This window comes from Paenibacillus sp. FSL H7-0716 (assembly GCF_038002705.1).
In the GTDB taxonomy this organism is placed as follows: domain Bacteria; phylum Bacillota; class Bacilli; order Paenibacillales; family Paenibacillaceae; genus Paenibacillus_AQ; species Paenibacillus_AQ odorifer.
On record NZ_JBBODA010000013.1, the window covers coordinates 125,949 to 150,291 of the forward strand.

The following is a 24,343-nucleotide window of genomic DNA, read 5'->3' on the forward strand; positions in this document are numbered from 1 at the left end:
GGAAGTACTGTTCACAAGCCGACCTTACTTAATTCAAATCCCCTTACCAATTTTCGTTTGAGTCGGTAATATTTTTGCGTACATATATTTGCGTATATATTTACTTGTACGTAGTTACGCGTATGTATTTACTTATACTTATACATGCATGTATTTACACGAACGTAATTACACGTACTTATACCTGTACGCATTTACGCGTACTTATACATGCAAGTATTTACACAAACGTATTTATGCGTACTTATTTACCTGTACATAGTTACGTGTACGTAGTTTACGCGTACTTATTTATCTGTACGTATTTACGTGTACGTAGTTTACGCGCTTATTTACCTGTACGTAGTTACACGTACCATTTACATGTATGTATTTCTCGTACGTATTCACCCGTACGTATTTACGCGTGTGAAGCCGCTATCGGACACAGCTGACCTTATATGCAGCAATTCCCCACTTTTGAGATGACAACGGACCCCAGAGTCGCTATTGGTATAAAAAACACCCAATAAGGTGCTCTTTTTAAGGAATAACGACGCTGGAGTCCGAAACCTTGCTCCAAAGGCTAATAATCTGCGAATAATGTCATCTGGGTCCGTAAGTCTCAGGTTGATGATGCTCGAGGTGCCTGTAGGCAGCCCCAATAATCATAACCGCTCCACACCCACTAACGTTCCGCCTGTGAACTCCATTTTATAAATATCCGGCTTTGTGGTTTGAAGTAAAAAATTCAGATCATATTTGGCATCAAAATAGTTCATCATAAGCGTCATGACTGCACCGTGAGTGCCAATAGCAACCTTTTGACCACTGTGATTACTCAGAATTTCTGCCAGTACACTAACTGATCGCTTCTGACACGCATGAATGGATTCCCCACCAACTGGGACAAAATCCGGATCTTCAAACATTTTTGCCAGTAATGGATACAGTTCCTGATCAGTCATAATCGTACTTCCGTCCGAGAAATGGATTTCCCGCAGGTCTTCAACACTTTGAATCTCTGCTCCTAACTCCTCCGCCAATCCAGAAATCGTATGTATAGCCCGAAGGTATGGACTTGAATAGAAGACTTGAATTCCTTCCAGACGTAATTTTTCCGTTATCTTGCGGGCATCTGCCTCCCCTTTCGCAGTTAGTCCACGAGTCCTTTCAGTTCCTCCGGGCAGTTTGGGCGACTCACCGTGCCTCACCATATAAATAAAAGTAACCATCCTTTCCCTCCTTTACCTCTACGAATTCTAATATTCTAGCCAATCACCTCTACACACTAAAAAAGCCCTTACGGACATGAAACTGTCCTATCGGGCTAGGTAATATTGTAACTTATAACGTTTCGTGCAGCAGTTGCTTTAGATCACATAGTAATAATTTATTGAGAGGTCACTTATTAAAGAGATACTTATTGAGAAGTCACTTATTGAGAAGTCACTTATTGAGAAATCGCTCACTGAGAAGTCACATATTAAGGCGACTATGACTAAGGAGACTCTTAATTGCACTATATACAACTATTAAGCGGTAAAAGAGAACTCCTGAGCAAATAAGTGTATTCTGTGCAACTAAAAATCATCATTCCTAGACTAAAAGGGAGAAAATCAAATAATAACTGCACAAAGTACAACTAAGTCCCAGTTCGATCGCTGAAAGGGAATTTAACTGCACATTCTGCAACTAAATGCTAGGGAGTCACGCTAGTTTGTCTCTCCCACTCAAACTTTCTAGTCCCGCTAGGGATCGGCTAGGGAGTCACGCTAGATTCTCTCTCCCACTCAAACTTTCTAGTCCCGCTAGGGATCGGCTAGAGAGTCACGCTAGATTGTCTCTCTCACTCAAACTTTCTAGTCTCGCAAGCGATCGGCTAGAGAGTCACGCTAGATTGTCCTTGCCACTTAAGCTCTAGCTAAGTATCGGCTAGGGAGTCACGCTAGATTGTTCTCCCACTCAAGCTTTCTAGTCCCGCTAGGAAGTCCAGCTAGCTAGACTAGCGTGCTACCTCCTAGCTACCCTCCATCACCTCAACCGTCCTAGATTGCTCCGCAGAGCTATCGCTCTTCTCTTTCTGCGCGGGCCACAGTACACGCCCGAATGTGATGCCCAGCACACCAATCAGAGCGATTACGATGCCAAAATTCAAAAAGATACGGCTAGGCCCAGCAACCTGCACCATCACTCCGCCGAGGAGTGGCGCGCCGATCATAACACCGCTAAGGATGGTACTCTGAATACCGAACACACGCCCTGTCATGTGCGGGGGCGTTTCTTTTTGCAGACAATGATTGAACGTGATCATAAACATTCCATTCCCGAGACCCAATAAAAATCCTAGCAGCAATACAGTAAGGATGGAGACTCCCGGCTGAAGCAGGCCCAGCCCTCCGACCGATATACCAATAAGCGCGTAACCCGTACCCAGCTTCCAGCCGTAGCCTGTTCCCCTATTCAATTTGTTCAGGACCATGATCATGAATACAGCCCCCACACCCGTTGCCGCAACAAGCCAGCCCAGCATAGATTCCTCAGAAGGTGCAATAATTCTGAATAGACTAGTGAATTGAAAATCGATCATCTGAATGGCCAACGCACCCACTAAACCAAACAGCATGCTGTTTAGAAGCAATCTACTGCGCAGCATAAAGCTCCAGCCTTCCTTCCACATGGTGCGGAGAGCAACACGCTCCTCTTGATCCCCCTTATCTTCCGAGCTGACTTGTCCTGCCTCACTGTTTTTAACGGTAAGTAAGAGCAAATAAGAGCAGCCTCTGAGACAAGCATTGATCAAAATACACCACTGCGGGGTCAGCACAGACAACGTGAAGCCGCCCAGTAAAGGTCCCGCAATTTTCGAGCCTTGATTTACAAGCCCATTAAGCGAGGTAGCTTGAAGCAGCTGGTCTTCTCTAACCATACTGCGGGTCATCGACTGCTGAGCAGGCACGTTTAACGTAGAAATGGCAGCACGCAACATCAATAACGGGAGCAACCACACCATACTGGGAGCAAATAATACGAATACGGTTAACAATGCCGTAAGCAGATCACACATCCGCATCAGCTTCAGCTTGTTCAGTCGGTCAGCCACTACCCCTGCAAACGAGCCCAGCAAAATCCCCGGCAAAGCTATGGAGACCGGAATCAAAGCCAGCATTAGCGGGCTGGCTTGCCAACGGTACCCTACGAGTACCTGAATCGCTAAGGCATCGAACCAATCCCCAAAGGTCGCCGTCGCAAATGCGCTGTACACACGTATATACACCTTGTTCTTAAGCAGGCTCGTGCCTGCTTGTGTTGAAGCGTTCATTAAACATACCTCCAAATTACAATTAAGAACTTATTAGCATGACCTTAATGTAATGGAGAATTGTCAGAGAATTATCAGGGGCAGTCAGGGGGCGGTCACAAGGTTCGTAAGCACGGTATCCAAGGATTGTTCTAACCGATGGAACCCCCGATCTTCCTTCTCTCGTTCAAATAAATTCACATATTTGCGATACAAAGCTGGCTTGGGTGGAAATTGGTTACAATAGTGAACAATTCGGTATAATGCATATATCCGCATCGGCACGAACCCTGACATCTCAAGCACCTGAAGTGCCTCATCTAACAGTTGCTCGGCTTCACGCCAAGACTGGCGCCGTAGAAACCACAAGCCCCTTGCAACTTTGTAACTGCCGATCTCACGCAAATAAGGTTTCTCCAGCAAAAGCGCTTCAATGTCTGTTGCCATCCCTTCTATTACGTGATCTTCTGTTCCCATCCACAAGTGTGCAAGCATTTCTGAGGTCGCCGTTATAGGAATAAAACTCTCATACCCCGGCTCTTTAATCACTTCATATGTTAACTTTAGTCGTTCCAGTGCTTTTTCCGGTTGCCCAGCCAGTATGTACAAATCCAGAATATTAAGGATCTCCACTTCGCGATGCTGAGGCGGCAAAAGAATCTTTTTTTCAAGAACCAACTCACAGAACTCTAGTTTTTTCTTAGGATCACCCAATAGAACATAACAGATTAATAAGGAATAAAACCGTTCCTCGATCCCCACCTCGGTTGTGTTCAGCAGCCAATCCAAATCTCCCTGTACAAAATGAATATAGATCGAATAAAACGGATCCATCGCATACCCCAAAACATCCTGTTGGCGTGCGAGGATTAACATCGAGCGACCTTGGCCATATAGGTGATATTTCTTAAATACTTCCCGCATCGTCTTTTGCATCTCTAAGTCATATGTAGTCGGATTAGCCATAGCAGCTGAGGGCTCCTGCATAGTCAGACTATAACCAAATCCCCGAACAGTCTTAATATCCAGGCCCTGTAGCTTGCCTAGCTTTTTACGAAGCCGATAAATATGATCATCTACCGTTCGCTCTACCGGATATTCAAGCGGCCATACTTTATCCAACAGTTGTTCCCGACTGAATGTACGCCCTCTGTTTTTGTACAAGAACTGAAAAAGCGTAAATTCTTTTGGGAATAATTCTATCGTTATCCCTTCTGCGGTCACTTTATATTCACTTTCATTTAATTCCAGCTGCATGATAGAACCTCACTTTCCCCGAACCCGCTCATTGGTTACATTATAACAGTCCGTCCAGGGCCTACTCCACCTCAAAAAAGAACATACAAAAAGAGCAACCCACAGATTCCTCTGCGTGATTGCTCTCTCCTCTTCTAACCCATGCCACTTACCCAGCCATATTGTTAAAGGAATCCTGTTCACTAAATACGGATATATGATCTACTGTACCGGTCGAGCTTGGAATAATAAATTTCAGCTGGTATTGGTCATTGGCTTGATAGGTGTAAATCTTATCCTCTCCGTTCACTTTGGTATCATCTGGCTTGCCGAGTGTTGCCTCAATTTGCTTCAGCGTCAGCTTTTGCAGCGAGGAATCACTTGAACGAACATCGAAGATTAAACTTCCTTTATTAAATCCAAACACGACATGTCTGTCAGTGTAGGTAGCATAAATACCTTTTCCCGCTGACTCTTGTTGATCAGGTTTGCCCCAATCCGCTTCGACCTCATCAATGAGTCCGGTATGAGCGGCATATTTTACACCGGGTACCTTCCCCTTTTTGGCAAGCTCGAGTAACTCTTTAAGCTGTTTGTCGCTATTTTGTGAATTTGAGCTGGTTGAATCTTTATCAGTCTCCGTAGGGGAGGAAGTCGCTGCTGGTGCAGTTTCTGCTGGGGTGCTTGATGGACTAACTTCCGGCTCAGAGGTTGCTGTTACAGCCGTTTCTGTTGGGGCCGTTGCCTGGGATTCTGAATTCCCCGCCTCATTGTTCGAGCTGCATCCAGCAAGCCCAATCATTCCTGCGAGTAGGATAGAGCCTGCTATTAATTTTATCTGTACTGGCATGATGTCATCTCCTTAGTGGATTACCTTAAAGTCGTCTTGCAAAAAAATGAAACTGAACATACAGACGAGGTGAAAATCAAATAGTTGCAGGATAGCGGCAATTTTTCTGGCTAACCCTCTTTTACCCATATCTACAAATATAAATTCATACACACTCTATTTTCTACATAAAACCCTTTTTTCCGACACCTAACTCAAGTAAGTTGCTCTTTTAAAATCTCCACATAACTCCATCTAACTATAAGCTCATAAACTCAAGAACCATATAACCTTAGACGTCATTCCCAGCCCCAATGTGTTTTTTTGCAAAACGTACAATAGAAAGGAGCTAATCCTGCTTGAAAAAGCAATCCATTGCACTACGTGCAATAGATTCCACAGTAAACCCATATCCGGCATTCCTGCGTCCTTCTGAGAACACGAACTGCAATCGCGACATTTGTTGAAGAATTTTCCATCCAAACGCAACCTTAATCCTCCAAGCCGCATCTTATTAGTAAAGGGAGGGGAGCTGCATCTGAATATTATAGAGAGAATTGTGGCAAAAGATGAGTCAGCTCTCCGCCTGTTAATGAACGAATATGGAGATATGCTGCTGCGAACCGCTTCTTTACTGCTCAAAGATAGACAAAGTGCCGAAGAAGCGGTACAAGATACTTTTATTCAAGCTTATGCCAAAATGAGTCAGTTACAGGAGCCGGATCGGCTGAAGGCATGGCTGATACGGATAGTGGTCAATCGCTGCCGCATGAGGCAACGGACTTGGAGCTGGCGTAATATTTTCCCGGCGGGAGGGTCAGAGCTGCAAATTAACGAAGATGCTGACTTCACTGCCGGAGCAGAAGAGCTTTTTATGGTGGAATGGCATAATGTCAGGCTCGCTGAGTCCCTGAAAAATCTCGATTATCTATACCGTGAATGTCTGATGTTATATTATTTTCATGAGATGAGTATCCGGGAAATTTCCGAGCAATTAAATACATCTGAAAATACGATCAAATCCAGACTCGCCAGAGGCCGGACGCTCTTAAAAAAGATTTTGGTGAAGGAGGGACATTTCTTATGAATACAGAACGCAATGCGGTCAAAAAGCAGCTGGATGAAGAATTAAAGAACCTCCAGTTTAATGGACACGACCGGGTTATTAAGCAGACTCACCCTCCAACCTTTGGAGCCCGTTTATTGGCGCTGTGGAATAAAGAAATTGAGATCCCTGTCAAACCTATAGGTGCGATCGGTGCCATTATTCTAATCGTTTCGCTGACCCTGCATCAGCCAGAGATTAAACAGCAGCCACAAAAAAATACCCCGCAGCGTGCGAACCGAGAACTAATCGAAGCTGGAGGCAATACGTATTGGAAGGATATCTACGAGCAGGCGGTGAAAAAACATGAGAATTAAGATAAAAATCAAACATCTGGTGTTATTCGTGCTGCTCCCTGCCTCCCTGCTTATTCTTCTGTTTAACTTCTTACCTTCACAGAGGCAGATGGATCAGAGCACAACTATTCAATCTAACATAGATAGAACTGATCTTCTGCAAAAGCTGGCTTCCACAACCGGGAGTAAACGTATCGAGCTAATCCGTACAAATATCCTTGATAAGGATCACAGCTATGATCCCTACAGATATGACGTTAATGTCAGCCCTTCGATGAGCCAGTGGAATAATGATGAAACCCAGCGTTCCGGTCTGTTACCGGAGGACATAGTACCTTTGCTTGAGGAATATATCCTTGAGGGGCCTTCGGATAATACACGTATATTTGCGGCTAAGCAGTTAACTTATGAATATGATGCTCTTGGCCGGAAGGAAGATGGAGATCAAGCGCTAATCACCGCAGCGAAACAGTTAAACAGCAGCTCCTCTGTAGCTAAACAATTGGAGCTCCTTCGAGCGGAGCGAGCCCTAAATAGTGGCGATATAACAACCGCTGAAACAATCCTTGAACAAACCCCCTTTCCATCCGAGTATCAGGAAGAGCTAAACGCACAAAAAGCATGGCTTACCGGGCGTTTACTCTTTACAAAAGGCGAAGCGCAGGAAGCACTTGCCGTAGTAAAAGATGGCTTGGAGAGCTACAAAAAATTCTGGCAGGATATTCATAAACAAATGAACGCTGCCACCAGCAGTCCGAACGAAGGCTTCACAGACAATACAGGATCAGAAGCAGCACCAGAAGCTGGGACTTCAGATACTGAAAGACAGCTGGAATCGCTTCGAACCGCAATTCAGTCTGCTATAGCTATGGGAAACACTTCAACTGCTGTCGTCTCCGGTACCCTTACACGAGGCGATGGCACCCCAGTTCCGCGGGCAGGTATTTTTCTCCGCGCTGAAAGCGAAGTTAACCATAGCATCACTTCTGCTGAACCCTACCGAATCGTCACAGATACTGAAGGACGTTTCGAATTTCACGGTGTGATTCCGGGCTTTTATCAGTTACAGCTTGGACTTGGCTATGATCAGATCGACGGCTGGACTTGGCCTGTACAATATGACGATTGGATTGAAGTAAAACCAGATGACAGGTTGAATGAGAGCATAGTTCTACAACCTCTGCTTGAGCTGCAGTCTCCCATTAATCAGGAAACCCTAACAGGCAAGACCATAGATTTCCGCTGGAAAGCTGTTGAAGGTGCAGCTTACTATCGTTTAAGCGGTGGCGGGGAGGGGGCCGTGTTGGGCGTACAAATTCGGGATCGTATTGTAGATAATCATATCTCCATTCCTGTAGAAGAACTTTACGATGGCGGCGGTTTTTCCTATGGCAGCAGGGGAGATGGCTGGGAATCTATTGACCCCCTCTCCCTTCTCGGATTTATGAATCCCGAAGTGCGCTTTTCTTGGAATATTGAAGCCTTAGATGCTGATGGACACCTGATTACCCGCAGTAATGGCTACAGATTGAACGAAGACACCGTCGGCAATCTGCCGTTCTTTTATCTCAAGGAAAGAGAGCTTACTGCGGCTGACCAACTACTACTGGATAAGAAAACGGATCAGGCACTAGAAATGTACCAACAAAATATTGACGATGACCCACAGGATGTTCATGCCCTGCACATGCTAATAAAGTTGATGCTGGCAAAATCTTCCCTCACAAAGGATACAACATTAGAAGATAAGGCAATTCCTTTACTCGAAAAGCTAATACAACTACAGCCTTCTACTAATTACGCCTTCACATTATCGCAGTACTATTTTGAGCATGCGGACTGGAAGTCGTATAACAAATATTATTCCTACTACAACGAACTAAACCGACCCAATACTAACGGTTATGTACTTTCTATTAATGCCACAGCCCTCATGCAACAAGGGAAGCTGGAAGAAGCTCGTAAACAATTCGCGATCGCCCTAAAGTATGATGATAGCCATCGTTTTATTGGCAGCTTTTTGGCGGCAGAATTATACGCTGGTGAATCACTCTCTTCGGTAATGGCACTAGCTGAGCGTTATCCTGAACTCAGCTTTGGTCATAGTGGGTATCGCTGGCCACAAATGATTAAACAACTGTTAGCGGAACGAAAAAATCAACCTAAAGTCTTTGACCAAGAGTTAAAAGAGAAGCTTGAATGGTACGTGAACGGTCAGAAGGATGTGCTGAAGCAATGGATTGCAAGTGCCAAACCTTCCGCTCTGAAGGCCTTTATGCAGGAGGTTTTAGAGGTACGCTAATTCATTAAAATAAACAAAAATCCGGTCCCGCTCGACAAATTCGAGCATGGACCGGGTTTTTAATTGCGCGAGTCTTTTATTTAGATTTAGCTTCCATCATGTAATTCTGGAAATCCGTGATACTTGGGTTAGACATATAGTGGCCACCCTCTACTTCAATCGTTTGGCCTGTGATGAATTTGGATTCATCCGATGCCAGGAACAAAACCGTATTGCCGATATCATCAGCTTCACCGTGATAAGGAAGCGCGTTGAATTTTTGGAAAATATCCAATACCGCTGGCGGCATATTTCTTGCAGCGGCAGGTGTTAGGATCAGCCCTGGTGCCACCCCGTTACAACGGATTTTGTCTTTACCATATTGTGTAGCGATGTAACGAGTAAGGTTCACAACCGCTGCCTTAGAGGAGCCATAAGCAGTACGCAATGAATCCCCTGCGAATGCTGACATCGAAGCCGTGTTAATGATCGAGCCTCCGCCCGCTTTAATCATATGAGGAATAGCAAACCGGCTGCCTAACAGAACACTTTTGGTATTTACGTTCATCAGGCGATCCCACTCTTCCAAATCTATATTGACCACATCAAGGTCTTTTTGCAGATTAGTTAGACCTACATTATTGAACAATACTGTGATGGTGCCATACTGAGCAACTGTGAAGTCAACAGCTTCCTTGATCGAATCCGCTTGGGAGGCATCTAAGAAAAGACCTTCAGCTTCTCCGCCTTCATTTTTAATCTTAGATGCTGCTTCTTTGGCTGCTTCCACATTAAAATCGGCAATGACAACCTTTGCTCCTTCTCTAGCTAATAGAGTGGCAGCTGATAAGCCAATACCTGAAGCGCCTCCAGTTACTAATGCAACTTTACCTTGAACTCTTCCCATGTTCATACCCCTTTATAATGTTATTGTGCTTCTAAGATGACTTGGTTTATGTTTCAGAGCTATCAAAGCTCGTTAACAACTTCTCATAGATTTTCAAGAATTGCTGCAGTTCCTCCTCATTGAGCTTTTGGAACATTTCAGCTCTTAGCTCCTGTCCCTTAAGCTGTGCTTCCTTCAGAACGTCTTTTCCTTTGTCCGTGATAGATAGAAGTACATTCCGTCGATCATCTTCGTTATATTTTCTCTCGGCCATCCCCTGCTTAATTAGGCGATTAGCAATGTTAGTCATTGCTCCCGGCGTATATCCTAGTCTCTTAGCCAAAATAGTCTGCTTCAAGGGGCCTTTTTTATTCAATTCGCCCAAGACTAGAACTGGAGATATCCCAATATTGTGATCAAATGCGTTCATCCATCGAACAATAACTTCATTCGTAAATAATTCAACTGCATGTATTAGCTTAAAAATATCTGGATTTTCCAAGAGGTTCTCCTTTGGCATTCATGATGATCGGCTGCTTATAAAAGTATTTTAACACTAAAATATTTAATAGTAAAATACCTAATATTAAAAAAAAGAATGCTTGGTGAAAAGCATTCTTCAAATTGCGGATTTATCAACAACATAAGTGCCAGCCAGCAAATCGTGAATCGCACGTTTACGGGGATGGAATCCAACCAACAAGTAATCCACCAGCATGATTGGACCCAGGATTTGAGTGAGATCAAAAGCCAAATCCGACCATAAGGATAATTTGGCGGAAATAACGGTAAAGTCATAGCTGCTGACCGCAATTACCATTGAAAGAATCATACTAATCATTCGGAAAACATTTCGAATCAGAGCTTCCTTCACTGTAGCGTAATTCCCTTGCTCATTGACAATTTTTAATTTTAAAATCAGCTTCCCAGGGGTTCCACCAAATCTAACGATCATAAAGATATCAAAGGCGATAAACAAAATGTACTCCAGGATAATAGGTATCTCCGAGTGTAATGAAACAGCTAATGAATTGAGTATCCAGTATACGATAACCCCAGGTATTCCAATGACCAAGAAATCAAGAATGGAAGCCAGCACTCTTTTCCAAAACCCTATGAAATTCTCCTGATCCAAATGCTCGGGTAGAATGTTATCCATGCAAGCACTCCTCTCTCTATCGTTTACTTTGTCGCTTAATCCCTATTTAACAATCCCTTCCTCAGATGCTCTTGGATAACGGGCTCCAGCTCTTTGTTATTTTTAACAATTACCCGTTTATCAGACAGAGTATCCGTTAACTCTATAATCCTATGTGCGGCCTCCTGATCATATCCACGGTTCCATTCAAAAATCATCACATACAGATTCTTAAATGACTGCTTGTAATTCGCTTGCTCTAAACCCAGTCTTGTTTTTATAAACCTTGTAAACACTCTCAAATCCCTGATCACTTTATTAGGATTCAAAATAACGATTAAGTCAGCAGCTTTAAAACTCTCTTGTCCCCATTTGTAATGTGCACCTTCCAGAATCCATGAGGGTTTAGCAAGGATTTCTTCCAACTGAGCATCCCTTGCTTCAACTGAAAAGCGCAAATTCTCGGCACTTCTGTCCCATACCAAGTTGTCTGTCTCGTAATACTCTACACCGTATTTTCTAGATAACTCCCGGGCGATATAGGATTTGCCGCTGCCGCAAGCGCCAATGATTCTAATCTTCATAAGATCAGCCTAGCCCTATCGGCAGGATTATTAGTCCTATGGAAATTACGGTGATTATTCTTGTGGTGAAGAGCGTTAGCTTTTGATTCTTCTCTGATTTATACCAGCCTTTAAACTGAAAATGATTCCGGTACAGCATAAAAAATAACAATAAATTCCCGAATCCCATACTCCAGTTATACACAGGTTGACCAAATATCAATTGATAGATCAATCTTTCTGCCCAACCCAAAACTAATAAAGTCAGCACAAGCAATATACATAAGCGAAGTAATTCCAATATAAAAGAGCCCAATTTCAGCAATTCTGCAACCATCCTCTCAAGGTTTCTTTATCGCCAAAAAAAATCCACATTCCTCCAAATTATACACCTTACACCTTACGACTCCTAACTAAAAACACAACCTGCCCAAGTTAAATTTATCCTGAGCAAGGTTGTGTTTTTTATCCGCTTAGGAGGATACGGGTTTCCCCTCGCCCCTTAGTTCTTGTATTTGTCGCTGCAAATTAACGATTTCCGCCACTAGCACTGCATTCTCCGCCTCAGAATCCACACTGCTACTCTGAATCAACTGATTCAGACGCAGCTGCAGAAGGGCGAGGTCATCCTCCCGAGCCTGTTCTATACCAGTAAGCAGACGGGTTCTGTCTTTTGCAAAATATTCAGCATACGTTCCTTGAAAAAACTTTGGTACCTGAGATGGCTCTAAAATCACCAAGCGATTAGCCACTTTAGAGTGAAGATAACGGTCATGCGAGACCATTACTAACCCGCCGGGATACACCATAAGTGCCTCTTCTACTCGTTCCCTAGTGTCAATATCCAGATAATTAGTGGGTTCATCTAAAACCAATAAATTCGCTTTTCCAAAATACAACTTGAGGAAAGCCACTCGGCATTTCTCCCCCAGACTCAAATCCCCAATCCGTTTAAATACATCGTCCCGTGTAAATAAAAAGCAACCCAGAATCGTCCGCGCCTCCGTCTGGGTCATTCCCGGCAGTTCAAGCAAGCTATCCAGAATCGTAGAGTTCATTTCTAAGTTATCTAGCTCTTGTGCAAAATAACCGATTGTCGTCCGTGGATGCAGCCGCACTTCACCTTTTGTAGGCTTATTGATCCCTGCAATCAATTTCAGCAGCGTAGACTTTCCAACACCATTAGGACCCAGAATAGACAGTCGGTCTCCCCGGTTTAGCGACAAACTGAAATCCCTAAGAAAAGGCGCACTTCCCTCATAGGCAAACTCTATCTCACGGAGTGTCAGTAAAGAATCTGCCAGAAACTCTTCGCTTTCCAGCTTCATCTTCAGCTTGCCAGTCTCACGGGGCAATTCTACACGATTCTTATTTAACCGTTCCAGCGCTGCTTCCTTGGCATGGAAACGAGACACATTTTTCTTGGATTTCGAACGAAGGAAATCGTTTTGTCCGGCAGCACGATGCGCTTGCTGGAACCATTCTGCATACCGCCTAATGCTCTCCAGCAGCTTCTCCTTTTCCTGCTCCTGCTTTTTATATTGTCCCTCCAATGTTCTCAGCTCTATAGTCTTCTGCTCCCGGTACTGTGTATATCCACCCGAATAACGCCGGCATCCCTCCGGACTAAGCTCCAGCACAGACGTTGCAGTTCGATCAATAAATGTACGATCATGTGATACATAAAACACGGTTCCAGCGTAGGTGCACACCCAATGCTCCAACCACTCCATCGTTTCTCCATCTATGTGATTGGTCGGTTCATCCAGAATCAATAGCTTGGGCTGCCGGGCTAATAATGCTGCTAATTGCACCCGTGTCTTTTGCCCACCACTAAGTGAGGCGTATGGCAAGTCCCAGACTGCACGTTCAAGCTTGAGCTGCTTTAGACTTTTTTCCGCTTTGACCTCCCAGCCATATCCATCAAGCTGCAAGTAACGATCGTACACCTCTGCATATTCAGCCAATTCAGCTTCGTTATCAGCTTTCTGCTCCTGCAATCTCTGACTGAGAGCTTCAAGCTGGCGTTTTAATTCAGGCAGCTGTGCTGAGCCTGAAAGAACGTAGTCCAATGCGGTTACTTCCTCAGGTACCTCAAGCTGTTGATCGAGCACACCCCATTCTTCAGATGGCAAACCATGATAGATACTCCCCTCTTCAAAAGTAAGCCGACCGATCAGCCCCTTAAGCAGTGTGGTTTTGCCAATCCCGTTTCGTCCGAATAAAAGCACGCGCTCTCCCTCTGCTATCTCAAAGGATACCTCCTTAAATAAAGGGATCCCGTTCCATTCCTTACGTAAATTCTTCACTTTAATTACAGTCATCTTTCATTCCTCCGATTTCATTGCAAATAAAAAACCGCAGCCAGCGGTCTGCGGTCGAATAGCGTATGAAGGGGGAATGTGCCCAGACATGGATAGACTACGGCCGTGTTCACCTGCTGGATGCAGAGTAAACCAACACAATAGATAGAACTATCCATATAAAAGCATCGTAAGACCCCCGACCGACACACGTATCCCTGACCGTTATCACCCTGCGCGGGTGCTCCGTGACTTGTGCATATGCACTTCACAAACTTTCTGGTCTGTTTCAGGAAACGTGTTAGTTATTCATCAGTCGGTGGCCCTCCGTAATTGTCCGTATTTTTAGAATAAGTACAGTATATAACAATTTAAATCAGAATTAAAAGGTCAAGAACAATTATAACTTAATCTTTACCACCTGAGTCTGCGCATTCCACTGCACCTGAACAGCAAATAAATCAGGCAGGATACTCAGCGGAATTAGTAATCGGTTATTTTCATTGCGTGACGGTAAAATCGTAATGGATTTGCCATTCACAATAGCCTTATTGGATAATGGCTTATGTGTCACCGTACGATTGCCGATCGTAATTAGCAGTGCACCTGTCCCCGCTTCACTCTGCAAAGTTCCACCCAGTAAGGCCACGGATTCTCTCAGCGGAACAAACACACGGGAATTTTCCAATATAAAAGGATCCTTCAGCTTTGTTGTCGTCCCATTGATCTCAAAAGTCCCCACAAACTTATTACTTCCCACAGAGTACCCGTTTTTAGTTGCAATATTCTCCATAGCCAGTGTGCTCGTTGTAATGATAACTCGAGTATTCTTGGCTACTTTTGGATACAGCCAATGAATATCATCATTATGCATTCGAATACAACCGGCGCTAACGTACTTCCCTATCGATGACTCATTATTATTGCCGTGAATCGCATAAGTCGTGCCATAGGTCCCGTTCACTTCCAGCCCCAGCCAGCGGTCACCAAGCGGATTGGCCGGATCACCACCGGGAATTTTCTCTTTGTAGTAGGGTCTGTTTTTTACTTTAACCACCATTTTGAAGCTACCTTCTGGCGTCAGTTCCTTCGACTTCCCTGTGGCAACCGGAAAAGTCTTCACCAGCTTGCCGTCACTGAAATACGCGAGTTTGTTTGTTTTTTTGTTCACGATGATCAGATCTGAGCCAGCAGCTTCTACCCTTCCAACTCCTGTAAAGCAAGCAGCGAACAAAAGCCCAAATACAAGCATCAGTTTAATGTTCCGCTGTAAAAAAGTTTGAAACCGGCTTCCCGAAAAGCATAAATTCATCTTGCTCCACCTCCGTTATATAAAGACGAAATCATTTCAAATATGTTGCGTACCAGCCTGTACCTATTCTTTTCAACTCGTCCACTCCCGCTTGACGCAGAGATTGCAATACTGTAACCAGTGAATGCACGACAAAAAGCCGATCTTGGATCACGCGAAGACCAGCTAACGCATCAGCACATAAGTTGCGGACCCCAGAGACCCTATTAGCAAATTTCCCGCTGTTTTGGGATGCTATCGGACTCCAGCGCAGTTATTCGCTCTAAACACCTCGAATTCCTTGCTTTTCAGGACCAATAACGTCTCTCGGGTCCGAAACTCGCTCAAAAAGGCCTAAAACACGCGAATAGCTGCATCTGAGTCCGTTAGCATACTAGTTCATTTTTGATTGGTAGTTAGTTCGTGTTTAGTTGGCTCTTCGTTCGTTTCTTGTTTCATTTCTGGGTTCGTTTCTAGTTTGTTTCCAGTACATTTCTGGTTAGTTTCTAGTTCGTTTCTTATTAGCTCCTACTCGTCCCTACCTCCTCCCTATCTCTTAGCCAGCTCGTTTCTACTCCATTCCGTTCTTCCGTTCTTCCGTTCTTCCGTTCTTCCGTTCTCCCCTTCCGTTCTCCCCTTCCGTTCTTACCTTCCGTTCTTACCTCCCGTTCTTACCTCCCGTTCTTCCGTTCTACCATTCGCCCGCTCTTACGCTCCCCCTACATCCCCACTACACACAAAAAAAGCCTTGATTCTCTTATAGAGAATCAAGGCTTTCTAATTCGACCTTACACCCACCACATACCCTGAGGCTGGTCATGAATAAGAATGGATTGCAAATTGGTTACTGCACGTTGGAAGCCTTCGTCAACCGTCATAAGAGGGTCTTCATGCTCGATGCTCACCACGTAATCATAACCGTAAGTGCGCAGCGCGCTCATGATATCTGACCACTCAGATATGCTGTGGCCGCAACCAACGGAGCGGAAGGTCCATGCGCGGGTCTGCACATCGCCATAAGGTTGCATATCGGTCAGACCATACATATTGATGTTGTCCTGATCCAAGTAAGTATCCTTGGCATGGAAATGGTGAATCGCGCCAGCTTTACCGAGAATCTTAATGGCACCTACAGGATCAATACCTTGCCACCACAGATGGCTCGGATCCAGATTAGCTCCGATAGCATCGCAGGTTGCTTCTCTAAGCTTCAAAATCGTATAAGGGGTATGGCACAGGAATCCGCCATGCAACTCGATGCCGATCTTAACGCCATGCTCCTCGGCCAGCTTGCCGATTTCCTTCCAGTAAGGGATCAGCTTATGTTCCCACTGCCAGGTTTTGATGTCGCTGTACACGGTAGGCCAAGGTGTGACTGGCCAGTTCGGTGCTTTTGCCTCATCGCTGTCCCCAGCCGTTCCCGAAAAAGTGTTCACGACCTTAACACCCATGAGTGAAGCCAGCTTGATCGATTTACGGAGAATTTCATCCCCGGCGCGGGCTTCTTCTTTATCTGGTGAAATCGGGTTATTATGGCAACTGAAGGCACTGATCATAATGCCGCGTTTTGTGAACTTTTCCAAATATTCTAGACGTGCTGACTCGCTCGCAAGCAGCTCATCTGTCGGACAGTGAGCATTACCGGGATTACCGCCCGAGCCGATTTCTACCGCATTCAAACCTGCGGCGGCGATTTTATCTAACATCTCGTCAAGACTCAAGCTTCCAAATACAGGATCAAATACGCCTAATTTCATTTATACGACCACCTTTTCTTTGATAGGCTCTAAGGCTTCAGAATGTCCGTAAACCGGATAGTCACGTTTCGTTGGTGCACACCAGTTTACGCCATTGATGATAACTTTTTGAATATCCTTGTTGTAATAGGTTGGATAAGATTCATGACCAGGCTGGAAATAAAAGATCTTCCCGCTGCCTCTAAGGTAGGTCGATCCGCTTGGGAAGACGTTACCGCCTTCGAACCAGCCGACAAATACAAGACTCTCTGGTGCTGGCACATCAAAATGTGCACCATACATTTCCTCTTGCTCCAAGTCGATGTATTCACCAATACCCTCAGCAATCGGGTGACTTGGGTCCATGACCCACAGGCGCTCCTTCTCCTCAGCTTCACGCCATTTCAGATCGCAGCTGGTGCCCATTAATTTGATAAAGATTTTGGACATATGGCCCGAATGAAGTACTACAAGCCCCATACCTTGCAGCACTCGCGCATGTACACGGTTTACAATCTCATCACTTACTTCATGATGGGCGATATGTCCCCACCAGATCAGCACATCCGTGTTATCCAATACCTCTTGCGTCAGTCCGTGCTCTGGTTCATCCAGCGTAGCTGTCTGAGTGTCCAGTCCTGCCTCTTGAAGAAAACTTGCCAGTTGTCCATGAATACCTTGCGGATAGACCTTAAGAATTCTTTCTTCCTGCCGTTCATGACGGAATTCATTCCATACGGTTACTCTTGTCACTTGGGACACACTCCTAGTTCATATTTATCTATGACCATCGAATTTGCTTGATTATTCAAAAAACACAGGCATTCCAGTTTCAGAGGATTTATAAATAGCTTCCAAGATGCGAGTCACAACCAACGCCTGCTCCGGCTTCACTACAGGCTCGGTGTCATTTACAATGCTGTCAATCCACTGAGCTGCCTCTATCACAGCTGGATCATCTCCTGCACCATCATAAAAGTCGACGCCACCGGCATCCAGACCGATATGCTTTTCAAAGGTTTTACCGTAGGCTTCCCCGTTAATGCGTAGACCCTTCTCCATATCTGCTCCGCCTTCAGTCCCACAAAGTACCGTTTTGGCCTCACCGACATCGAGTGTATTCAGTGCCCAGCTTGCCTCTAAGACGATGGTAGCCCCATTCTCCATAGTGATGAATCCAATGGCGGAATCCTCAACTGTAAACTTCTCAGGATCCCACGGGCCCCAAGCATTCGCAGCATTTTTACGACCGGACAGCTTATGATATGCGTTGCCCACGACATATTTAGGTTTGTAATTATCCATCATCCACAGGGTCAAATCGAGCGCATGGGTCCCGATATCAATCAACGGACCGCCGCCTTGCGCTTCTTCATCCAAAAACACACCCCAAGTTGGGACAGCGCGACGACGGATAGCCTTAGCTCTGGCGTAATAGATCTCACCAAGCTCATTATTCTCACATACCGCATGCAGATAAGCTGAGTCTGGTCTGAACCGGTTCTGATAACCGATGGTCAGCTTTTTACCAGTTCGCTCTGAGGCCTCGATCATCGCTTGTGCTTCTGCCGTGGTTTTAGCCATCGGCTTCTCACACATTACGTGTTTGCCTGCTTCCATAGCCGCAATGGAAATCTCCGCATGGGAAATATTCGGCGTACATACATGAATCACATCTATACTTGCATCGTTAAGAAGCTCTTTATAATCTGTGTAAACTACGGACTGCTCATCTCCAAACTCCGCTTTTGCCTTCTCGGCACGTTCAGCGACGATATCACAAAAAGCAACCATTCGCGCACCTTCTACTTTTTTTAACGCGGGCATGTGCTTGCCGTTCGCAATACCTCCGCAGCCGATAATTCCTACTGTTAAAGTCATTCTGGTCTAACCTCCACTTATTCCTGTTTTGATATCTCTATCATACAAAGCTGAGGAAGGGCTTTCTTCCTGCAATCTTGCTGTATTATTCCCGAATATTGTCTTGTGGTATTTCAGCGGGGATATCCCCGTCGCTTCCTTGAAAAAATGATGGAAGGTCTTCACGCTGCCAAACCCGGCTGCTTCCGCCACGGCAGACATCGGCAGATCTTCATTGATCAAGATCCACTTGGCTTTGTTAAGCCGGTATTCGTTTAAGAACGCGATAAAGGTCATGCCCGTGTTTTTCTTGAACAATTTGGTAAAATAATAAGGACTAAAACCCATATAATTAGCTACCTCATTCAGCGAAATAGCCTCCTGATAATGCTGCTCCACATAAATAAAAATCCGCTCTAGTCTCTCCAATGTTTCTCTCGATTGATTCAGTGTATCTTCTGAGAACTTAGGCTGTTTATTGATCGGACTTTTCGGTACCTCACGTAAAATAACGGTCAGCAGTTCAAACAATCTAGCCTTGATTAGAAAAACATACCCTTCTCTTCGCTGTACATCTTCCTCGTAAATACTCTCAATCAGCCCTTTGACCTTCGCGGCAGTTGCCACGGGCCATCTAGAACTGGAATACTCCATAAGCGTAAAGACCTCACGAAGTGAGTAGTCATTACCGTTCAAAGCGGCTACTTCCTGAAACAAATTCAGGTCAAATTGAATCACTACCCGTTCACTCTCAGGTGAAGAGAGAAAATAATGCACATCCCCACCATTGATAAACTGAACCTCGCCCTGCTCCATGTGAATAGGGGTATCGTTAATTCCCAGATTCAGGCTTCCTTTGGTAACATAGATAATTTCAATTTCTTTATGCCAATGCGGATAACATAACGTATCACCATTGCAGAGTAAACTGCGGTAAGGAAAGTGCTTATCCACATCCGGAATCTCGAGATAAATATTCATAAATACAACTCCTTATCCGAGTAAATCATTAAAACCAAGGCTTTCATGCCATATTTAAAAATTTTACGTAAGCGTTTACTCTCTAAATGTTAGACCTCCAATATTCTTTTGTCAATTCCGATATTTCTAAGTAAATTTTTGGTATATGCATCGGTTTCATTCCTATTAAAAGATTACTGCTCTTGCGTATTTTTGATCATTTTTTTATTTTTTAAGTACAGTTGACAAAAGCGCCTACCAGCATTTATATTCGGGGTAAGCGTTTACGTTCTCTTCCTTCATAACTTACTCTCATCAGCGTAAGCGTTTAATTCAAGGATAACCGTAGTTTAAGGAGCTCATAGGAATGAACCCAACGATTAAAGATGTTGCACAGAAAGCGAACGTCTCCATTGCCACAGTCTCTCGCGTGCTAAACAATTTAAGTGGGTATTCGGACAAAACGAAACAAAAGGTAAATGAGGCGATCAAAGAAATTGGTTATCAACCCAATGCGATTGCCCGGGGTCTAATCAATAAGCGTACACAAACCATTGGTGTTATGTTCCCTAGTGTTTCTGGTGCCTTCTCTTCCGATCTGCTCAAGGGTATTGAAGAATTGGCCAATGACCGGAACTACAGTGTGATGGTATGCAATACCGATCAGGACGGTAAAAGAACGTTGAAGTATTTGCAGCTCCTGAGAGAGAAACAGGTTGATGGCATTATTTTTTCTAGTGAAGTCCTTAAGAAAGAATATTACGATGTGCTCGAAACCATGAGGATCCCCGTTGTATTGGTCTCTTCCCAAACAGAATTCGCCAAGGTCCCTTATGTGAAAGTAGATGATTATCGAGCAGCTTTTGACGCTATCCTCTACTTAATTTCAAAAGGTCACCGCAAAATAGCCATGATTAGTGGAAACCCTAGCGATCTTATCGCTGGTGCGCCAAGAGCAGAAGGTTATAAGCATGCGCTTGAAGCAAATGGCATTCCTTTTGACAGCCGCTATCTTGCTTATGGAGATTTTTTGTATGAGAGCGGAAGTATAGCTATGGAGACTCTTTTGGAGCAAGCGCCTGATGTGACTGCCGTTTTTTGTGCTAGTGATGAAATGGCGATTGGTGCCCTCTCCACCGTTATCAAAAATGGTCTAAGTGTGCCCGAGGATATCTCCATTATGGGATATGACGATCTTGGATTAGCCAAAATGGTTATTCCGCCTTTAACAACAGTACGCCAACCGCTGTACGATATTGGAAAGATCGCCGTGGAGAAGCTCATTCAGATGATTGAAACAGGCGAGTCTGTCAACAGCCAGATTGTCGATCACACAATTGTGGAAAGACAAACGGTAAGATCGCTTACCTAAGTCTTTTTATCAATATTACGTAAACGTTTACCGTCCACTTTATTGCATACCCGTCGCTTAGAAGAACATGAACATCATTTAAGTTTGCAGTCAACGTAAACGTTTACTCTTATCAAATTCACCATAATACCCAACACATTATTAGGAGGATTTATCATGAAAAAAACAATTAAACCCGTAATGGTTAGTCTACTGGCTATGTCCGTGCTTAGCGCCTGCGGTAGCAATAGTGGTAACAATGCGGCTGACAACACATCTAGCGGCGGGAACTCCTCCGGTGACAAAGTGAAAATCGAGTTTTTCCAAAATAAGACCGAAGCCAAAGCTACCTTCGACAAGCTGGTTGCGAAATTTAATGAAGCCAATCCGAACATCGTAGTCACTCAAGTGAACCCACCGGATGCCGAAACCGTGCTGAAGACTCGTGCAGCTAAAAAAGACATCCCTGACGTAGTGGGTATCGGAGCCACTGACACCTACAAAACATTATCCGGAAGTGGTCTGTTTGAAGACTTCTCCAGTGATCCACTTGCTGAAAATATCCAGCCTGCTTATGTTCAAATGCTGAAAGACCTGACGGGTTCGAGCGAGCTGAATGGTCTTCCCTTCTCTTCGAACGCAAGTGGTGTCATTTACAATAAAGCGATGTTCACTGAAGCCGGCGTTACCGTGCCAACCACTTGGGATGAGTTCATTGCCGTCGCTCAAAAGTTCAAGGACAGCGGTAAAAATGCTTTTTACCTGACCCTTAAGGATTCCTGGACAACCCTTACGCCGTTCAACTCTCTCTCTACAATCATTAAAGGCAATGATTTCTTCAAGCAACGTACTGAGGGTACTGTGACTTTCACAGACAGCTTCACCGAAATTGCTGAAAAGCTGCTTAAGCTGACGGAGTTCGGTCAAAAAGATATTTTTGGAAAAGGCTACAATGACGGCAACACAGCTTTCGCTAAAGGTGAATCTGCAATGTATCTGCAAGGGGTGTGGGCGATCCCAGAAATCGTAAAGGCTAATCCATCCATTGAGCTTGGTGTATTCCCTTTCCCAGCGACAAATGATGCTGCTAATAATAAGGTCATTTCTGGCGTAGACACATTGTTGACTATCTCTAAGAGCACTAAACATAAAGAAGAAGCTAAAAAATTCGTTGAATTCCTGCTCCAGCCTGAGAATGTTAGCCTCTACATTAACGAGCAAAAAGCATTCCCAGCTGTGCAAGGTGTAACACAAGATGATCCAACAATGGACGGCTTCAAAGCAGCATTTACCTCAGGTAACTTGGCCGACTTTGCGGACCACTACATCCCAAGTGCAATGAAAGTGGATACCATCAATCAAGCCTTCCTGCAAAAGAAAGATGTTGATGCGTACCTGAAACAGCTTGATAAAGAATGGGATAAGGTAGCTGACCGGAAATAACGAGACCTGACAAATAAGAGCCGAGAAAGAGAACGGGATTCCCCCTTCTCTTTCTCTTTTCCAAGGAGGATTACATGATGGCCAAACGCCGAGTCGCCTTTTATCTAATGACTATACCGGCATTGCTTCTTTTCTTTGCCTTTCACACCTTTCCTGCACTGCAGGGTATTTATTATTCGTTCACTAACTGGGACGGCTTCAGTGACAGCTTTGATTACGTAGGGTTTAAGAACTTCATTAACATTTTTCAAGACGAAAATGTGCTGAATTCATATGTGTTCACTTTTAAATATGCCATCTTAACAACTATTCTCATCAACATCATTAGTTTGTTGATTGCGCTTGGACTTAACGCCAAGATTAAAGCCAAAAACTTTTTCCGCGGTGTATATTTCCTGCCTAATATCCTCAGCGTGCTGATTGTCGGCTTTATTTTCAACTATTTGTTCGCAAATGTATTCCCTATCTGGGGCGAGAAGCTTGGCAGTGAATTCCTTTCGCAGAACATTCTCGGCAACTCCGATTGGGCCTGGATCGGCATCGTCATTGTAGCCGTTTGGCAGGGAATTGCTTATAACACGATTCTCTATCTGGCAGGTCTACAGACGATTCCGCAAGATCTTTACGAAGCCTCCAATCTGGACGGCGCTAGCCGCTGGAGAGAATTCTGGAGCATTACTTTTCCAATGCTTGCTTCCTTCTTCACGATCAACATGGTGCTGGCGATGAAAGGCGGCTTAATGGTATTCGACCAAATCGTAGCCTTGACAGGTGGGGGACCTGGACGTTCAACACAATCCATTGCCCACTTAATCTATACAGGCGGCTTCCAAGGCGGAGAATTTGCCTATCAATCGGCGAACGCCGTGATTTATTTTATCGTGATCGTTGTGATCTCCGCCCTTCAGCTTAAATTTCTGCAGAAACGGGAGATGGACTTATGATCAAAAAATCAAGCAACTGGCCTGCAACGATTCTTATCGCGCTAGGCTCACTACTGATCCTTTTTCCGCTGTACATGACTATTGCTATCGCGCTAAAAAATCCCGAGGAAATGGCTCAATCCATCTTTTCACTGCCAACTGGCCTGCATTTTGAGAACTTCGCCAATGCCATTAAGGCAACCAATTTCTTTAACGCCTTAGGAAATAGCGCCACGATCACAATAACATCAGTAGTGTTCATCTTGCTTACCAACTCCATGGTAGCCTACGCGATTGCCCGCAATATGAACCGAAAATTCTTCAAAGCGCTTTACTTTTATTTTATCAGCGCAATGTTTATTCCTTTCCAGATTATTATGCTGCCTGTGGTCAAAGTGACAACGGATCTGCATATGAACAACATTCTGGGTCTTATTATTCTATACATTGTTTATGGCTTGGCTTTTAACGTGTTTGTATACACTGGCTATATCCGCTCTATTCCTTATGAGCTAGAGGAAGCTGCCACAGTAGATGGTGCAACGACATTCGGAACGTTCTGGAAGATTATTTTCCCACTTCTTGCTCCGGTCAGTGCAACAATTGGTATCCTCTCTTGTCTGTCGACTTGGAACGACTTTATGCTGCCGTTGATTCTGCTCGGTGATCAGGATTCATACACACTTCCGCTTGTACAGTATGTCTTCCAAGGTCAATTCAGCACAGATTTCAACTTAGCCTTTGCTTCGTATCTGCTTGCTTTATCCCCGATGCTCGTGGTCTATTTGTTCGCGCAAAAATGGATTATCAGTGGACTAACATCAGGGTCCATTAAATAACTAAGATTTATATAGAGAGATAG

At 44.4% G+C, this 24,343-nt stretch carries 22 protein-coding genes; 7 read left to right on the top strand and 15 right to left on the bottom strand.

Annotated features, from left to right (window positions below; genetic code table 11):
- Window positions 1-647: 647 nt before the first annotated feature.
- The 4 genes from MHH60_RS17845 to MHH60_RS17860 all read right to left on the bottom strand — a co-directional run bounded on the left by MHH60_RS17845 (window position 648) and on the right by MHH60_RS17860 (window position 5,366).
- Window positions 648-1,214 (bottom strand): histidine phosphatase family protein, encoded by a 567-nt coding sequence (locus MHH60_RS17845; protein ID WP_076137684.1) that lies wholly within the window; start codon window positions 1,212-1,214, stop codon window positions 648-650.
- A gap of 785 nt (window positions 1,215-1,999) precedes the next feature.
- The gene (locus tag MHH60_RS17850) at window positions 2,000-3,301 is read right to left on the bottom strand and encodes an MFS transporter (protein ID WP_076137686.1); all 1,302 of its coding nucleotides are present in this window, start codon (window positions 3,299-3,301) and stop codon (window positions 2,000-2,002) included.
- 84 nt (window positions 3,302-3,385) lie between these two features.
- On the bottom strand, window positions 3,386-4,537 hold the full coding sequence (locus tag MHH60_RS17855) for a winged helix-turn-helix domain-containing protein (protein ID WP_081389116.1): 1,152 nt from the start codon (window positions 4,535-4,537) through the stop codon (window positions 3,386-3,388).
- A gap of 148 nt (window positions 4,538-4,685) precedes the next feature.
- A complete protein-coding gene (locus tag MHH60_RS17860; RefSeq protein ID WP_076137690.1) occupies window positions 4,686-5,366 on the bottom strand; it encodes a YjgB family protein in 681 nt (226 codons plus the stop codon).
- A 538-nt stretch (window positions 5,367-5,904) separates the two neighbouring features.
- Between MHH60_RS17860 and MHH60_RS17865 the strand changes: the two genes are divergently transcribed.
- The 3 genes from MHH60_RS17865 to MHH60_RS17875 are packed head-to-tail and all read left to right on the top strand — an operon-like array spanning window position 5,905 to window position 9,048.
- Window positions 5,905-6,432 carry an RNA polymerase sigma factor gene (locus tag MHH60_RS17865; protein WP_256715203.1) on the top strand — a complete coding sequence of 176 codons (528 nt, stop codon included), beginning with the start codon at window positions 5,905-5,907 and terminating at the stop codon, window positions 6,430-6,432.
- Complete coding sequence (locus tag MHH60_RS17870) at window positions 6,429-6,767, top strand: hypothetical protein (protein WP_076137691.1); 339 nt, start codon at window positions 6,429-6,431, stop codon at window positions 6,765-6,767. The genes MHH60_RS17865 and MHH60_RS17870 overlap by 4 nt, the downstream gene beginning before the upstream one ends.
- Window positions 6,757-9,048, top strand: a complete 2,292-nt coding sequence (locus MHH60_RS17875; RefSeq protein WP_076137693.1) for a carboxypeptidase-like regulatory domain-containing protein — start codon at window positions 6,757-6,759, stop codon at window positions 9,046-9,048. The genes MHH60_RS17870 and MHH60_RS17875 overlap by 11 nt, the downstream gene beginning before the upstream one ends.
- A gap of 76 nt (window positions 9,049-9,124) precedes the next feature.
- On the opposite strand, the gene MHH60_RS17880 is transcribed toward MHH60_RS17875, so the two are convergent.
- The 11 genes from MHH60_RS17880 to MHH60_RS17930 all read right to left on the bottom strand — a co-directional run bounded on the left by MHH60_RS17880 (window position 9,125) and on the right by MHH60_RS17930 (window position 19,785).
- The gene (locus MHH60_RS17880) at window positions 9,125-9,934 is read right to left on the bottom strand and encodes an SDR family NAD(P)-dependent oxidoreductase (RefSeq protein WP_076104684.1); all 810 of its coding nucleotides are present in this window, start codon (window positions 9,932-9,934) and stop codon (window positions 9,125-9,127) included.
- 46 nt (window positions 9,935-9,980) lie between these two features.
- Window positions 9,981-10,415, bottom strand: a complete 435-nt coding sequence (locus MHH60_RS17885) for a MarR family winged helix-turn-helix transcriptional regulator (RefSeq protein ID WP_036680418.1) — start codon at window positions 10,413-10,415, stop codon at window positions 9,981-9,983.
- A 117-nt stretch (window positions 10,416-10,532) separates the two neighbouring features.
- Complete coding sequence (locus tag MHH60_RS17890; RefSeq protein WP_076137695.1) at window positions 10,533-11,072, bottom strand: RDD family protein; 540 nt, start codon at window positions 11,070-11,072, stop codon at window positions 10,533-10,535.
- 35 nt (window positions 11,073-11,107) lie between these two features.
- Complete coding sequence (locus MHH60_RS17895) at window positions 11,108-11,635, bottom strand: hypothetical protein (RefSeq protein ID WP_076137696.1); 528 nt, start codon at window positions 11,633-11,635, stop codon at window positions 11,108-11,110.
- Between the two features lie 4 nt (window positions 11,636-11,639).
- On the bottom strand, window positions 11,640-11,939 hold the full coding sequence (locus tag MHH60_RS17900; RefSeq protein WP_141240365.1) for a hypothetical protein: 300 nt from the start codon (window positions 11,937-11,939) through the stop codon (window positions 11,640-11,642).
- A 148-nt stretch (window positions 11,940-12,087) separates the two neighbouring features.
- Window positions 12,088-13,938 (bottom strand): ribosomal protection-like ABC-F family protein, encoded by a 1,851-nt coding sequence (gene abc-f, locus MHH60_RS17905; protein ID WP_076137699.1) that lies wholly within the window; start codon window positions 13,936-13,938, stop codon window positions 12,088-12,090.
- Between the two features lie 379 nt (window positions 13,939-14,317).
- Window positions 14,318-15,229, bottom strand: coding sequence for a L,D-transpeptidase family protein (locus tag MHH60_RS17910; protein ID WP_076137702.1), 912 nt, complete (start codon window positions 15,227-15,229; stop codon window positions 14,318-14,320).
- A 767-nt stretch (window positions 15,230-15,996) separates the two neighbouring features.
- Window positions 15,997-16,965, bottom strand: coding sequence for a sugar phosphate isomerase/epimerase family protein (locus MHH60_RS17915; RefSeq protein WP_076137704.1), 969 nt, complete (start codon window positions 16,963-16,965; stop codon window positions 15,997-15,999).
- Window positions 16,966-17,697 (bottom strand): ThuA domain-containing protein, encoded by a 732-nt coding sequence (locus MHH60_RS17920; RefSeq protein WP_076137706.1) that lies wholly within the window; start codon window positions 17,695-17,697, stop codon window positions 16,966-16,968.
- Between the two features lie 51 nt (window positions 17,698-17,748).
- A complete protein-coding gene (locus MHH60_RS17925; protein WP_076129559.1) occupies window positions 17,749-18,825 on the bottom strand; it encodes a Gfo/Idh/MocA family protein in 1,077 nt (358 codons plus the stop codon).
- Window positions 18,826-18,831: 6 nt separating this feature from the next.
- The gene (locus tag MHH60_RS17930; RefSeq protein ID WP_076137707.1) at window positions 18,832-19,785 is read right to left on the bottom strand and encodes an AraC family transcriptional regulator; all 954 of its coding nucleotides are present in this window, start codon (window positions 19,783-19,785) and stop codon (window positions 18,832-18,834) included.
- Window positions 19,786-20,131: 346 nt separating this feature from the next.
- Between MHH60_RS17930 and MHH60_RS17935 the strand changes: the two genes are divergently transcribed.
- The 4 genes from MHH60_RS17935 (at window position 20,132) to MHH60_RS17950 (ending at window position 24,320) form a co-directional block, all read left to right on the top strand.
- On the top strand, window positions 20,132-21,136 hold the full coding sequence (locus MHH60_RS17935) for a LacI family DNA-binding transcriptional regulator (RefSeq protein WP_076137710.1): 1,005 nt from the start codon (window positions 20,132-20,134) through the stop codon (window positions 21,134-21,136).
- 156 nt (window positions 21,137-21,292) lie between these two features.
- Window positions 21,293-22,558 (top strand): ABC transporter substrate-binding protein, encoded by a 1,266-nt coding sequence (locus tag MHH60_RS17940; RefSeq protein WP_076207703.1) that lies wholly within the window; start codon window positions 21,293-21,295, stop codon window positions 22,556-22,558.
- A 77-nt stretch (window positions 22,559-22,635) separates the two neighbouring features.
- Window positions 22,636-23,502 carry a carbohydrate ABC transporter permease gene (locus MHH60_RS17945; protein ID WP_038568998.1) on the top strand — a complete coding sequence of 289 codons (867 nt, stop codon included), beginning with the start codon at window positions 22,636-22,638 and terminating at the stop codon, window positions 23,500-23,502.
- Window positions 23,499-24,320: a carbohydrate ABC transporter permease gene (locus MHH60_RS17950; protein WP_172628781.1), complete on the top strand. Its 822-nt coding sequence runs from the start codon at window positions 23,499-23,501 to the stop codon at window positions 24,318-24,320. Before MHH60_RS17945 ends, MHH60_RS17950 begins: the two co-directional genes overlap by 4 nt.
- The last annotated feature ends 23 nt before the right edge of the window (window positions 24,321-24,343 follow it).

Bases quoted from the DNA above. Each gene is read 5' to 3' on its own strand.
- MHH60_RS17845 (WP_076137684.1), bottom strand. From the start codon at position 1,214: ATGGTTACTTTTATTTATATGGTGAGGCACGGTGAGTCGCCCAAACTG.
- MHH60_RS17850 (WP_076137686.1), bottom strand. From the start codon at position 3,301: ATGAACGCTTCAACACAAGCAGGCACGAGCCTGCTTAAGAACAAGGTG.
- MHH60_RS17855 (WP_081389116.1), bottom strand. From the start codon at position 4,537: ATGCAGCTGGAATTAAATGAAAGTGAATATAAAGTGACCGCAGAAGGG.
- MHH60_RS17860 (WP_076137690.1), bottom strand. From the start codon at position 5,366: ATGCCAGTACAGATAAAATTAATAGCAGGCTCTATCCTACTCGCAGGA.
- MHH60_RS17870 (WP_076137691.1), top strand. From the start codon at position 6,429: ATGAATACAGAACGCAATGCGGTCAAAAAGCAGCTGGATGAAGAATTA.
- MHH60_RS17875 (WP_076137693.1), top strand. From the start codon at position 6,757: ATGAGAATTAAGATAAAAATCAAACATCTGGTGTTATTCGTGCTGCTC.
- MHH60_RS17880 (WP_076104684.1), bottom strand. From the start codon at position 9,934: ATGGGAAGAGTTCAAGGTAAAGTTGCATTAGTAACTGGAGGCGCTTCA.
- MHH60_RS17890 (WP_076137695.1), bottom strand. From the start codon at position 11,072: ATGGATAACATTCTACCCGAGCATTTGGATCAGGAGAATTTCATAGGG.
- MHH60_RS17895 (WP_076137696.1), bottom strand. From the start codon at position 11,635: ATGAAGATTAGAATCATTGGCGCTTGCGGCAGCGGCAAATCCTATATC.
- abc-f (WP_076137699.1), bottom strand. From the start codon at position 13,938: ATGACTGTAATTAAAGTGAAGAATTTACGTAAGGAATGGAACGGGATC.
- MHH60_RS17910 (WP_076137702.1), bottom strand. From the start codon at position 15,229: ATGAATTTATGCTTTTCGGGAAGCCGGTTTCAAACTTTTTTACAGCGG.
- MHH60_RS17915 (WP_076137704.1), bottom strand. From the start codon at position 16,965: ATGAAATTAGGCGTATTTGATCCTGTATTTGGAAGCTTGAGTCTTGAC.
- MHH60_RS17925 (WP_076129559.1), bottom strand. From the start codon at position 18,825: ATGACTTTAACAGTAGGAATTATCGGCTGCGGAGGTATTGCGAACGGC.
- MHH60_RS17930 (WP_076137707.1), bottom strand. From the start codon at position 19,785: ATGAATATTTATCTCGAGATTCCGGATGTGGATAAGCACTTTCCTTAC.
- MHH60_RS17935 (WP_076137710.1), top strand. From the start codon at position 20,132: ATGAACCCAACGATTAAAGATGTTGCACAGAAAGCGAACGTCTCCATT.
- MHH60_RS17940 (WP_076207703.1), top strand. From the start codon at position 21,293: ATGAAAAAAACAATTAAACCCGTAATGGTTAGTCTACTGGCTATGTCC.
- MHH60_RS17945 (WP_038568998.1), top strand. From the start codon at position 22,636: ATGGCCAAACGCCGAGTCGCCTTTTATCTAATGACTATACCGGCATTG.
- MHH60_RS17950 (WP_172628781.1), top strand. From the start codon at position 23,499: ATGATCAAAAAATCAAGCAACTGGCCTGCAACGATTCTTATCGCGCTA.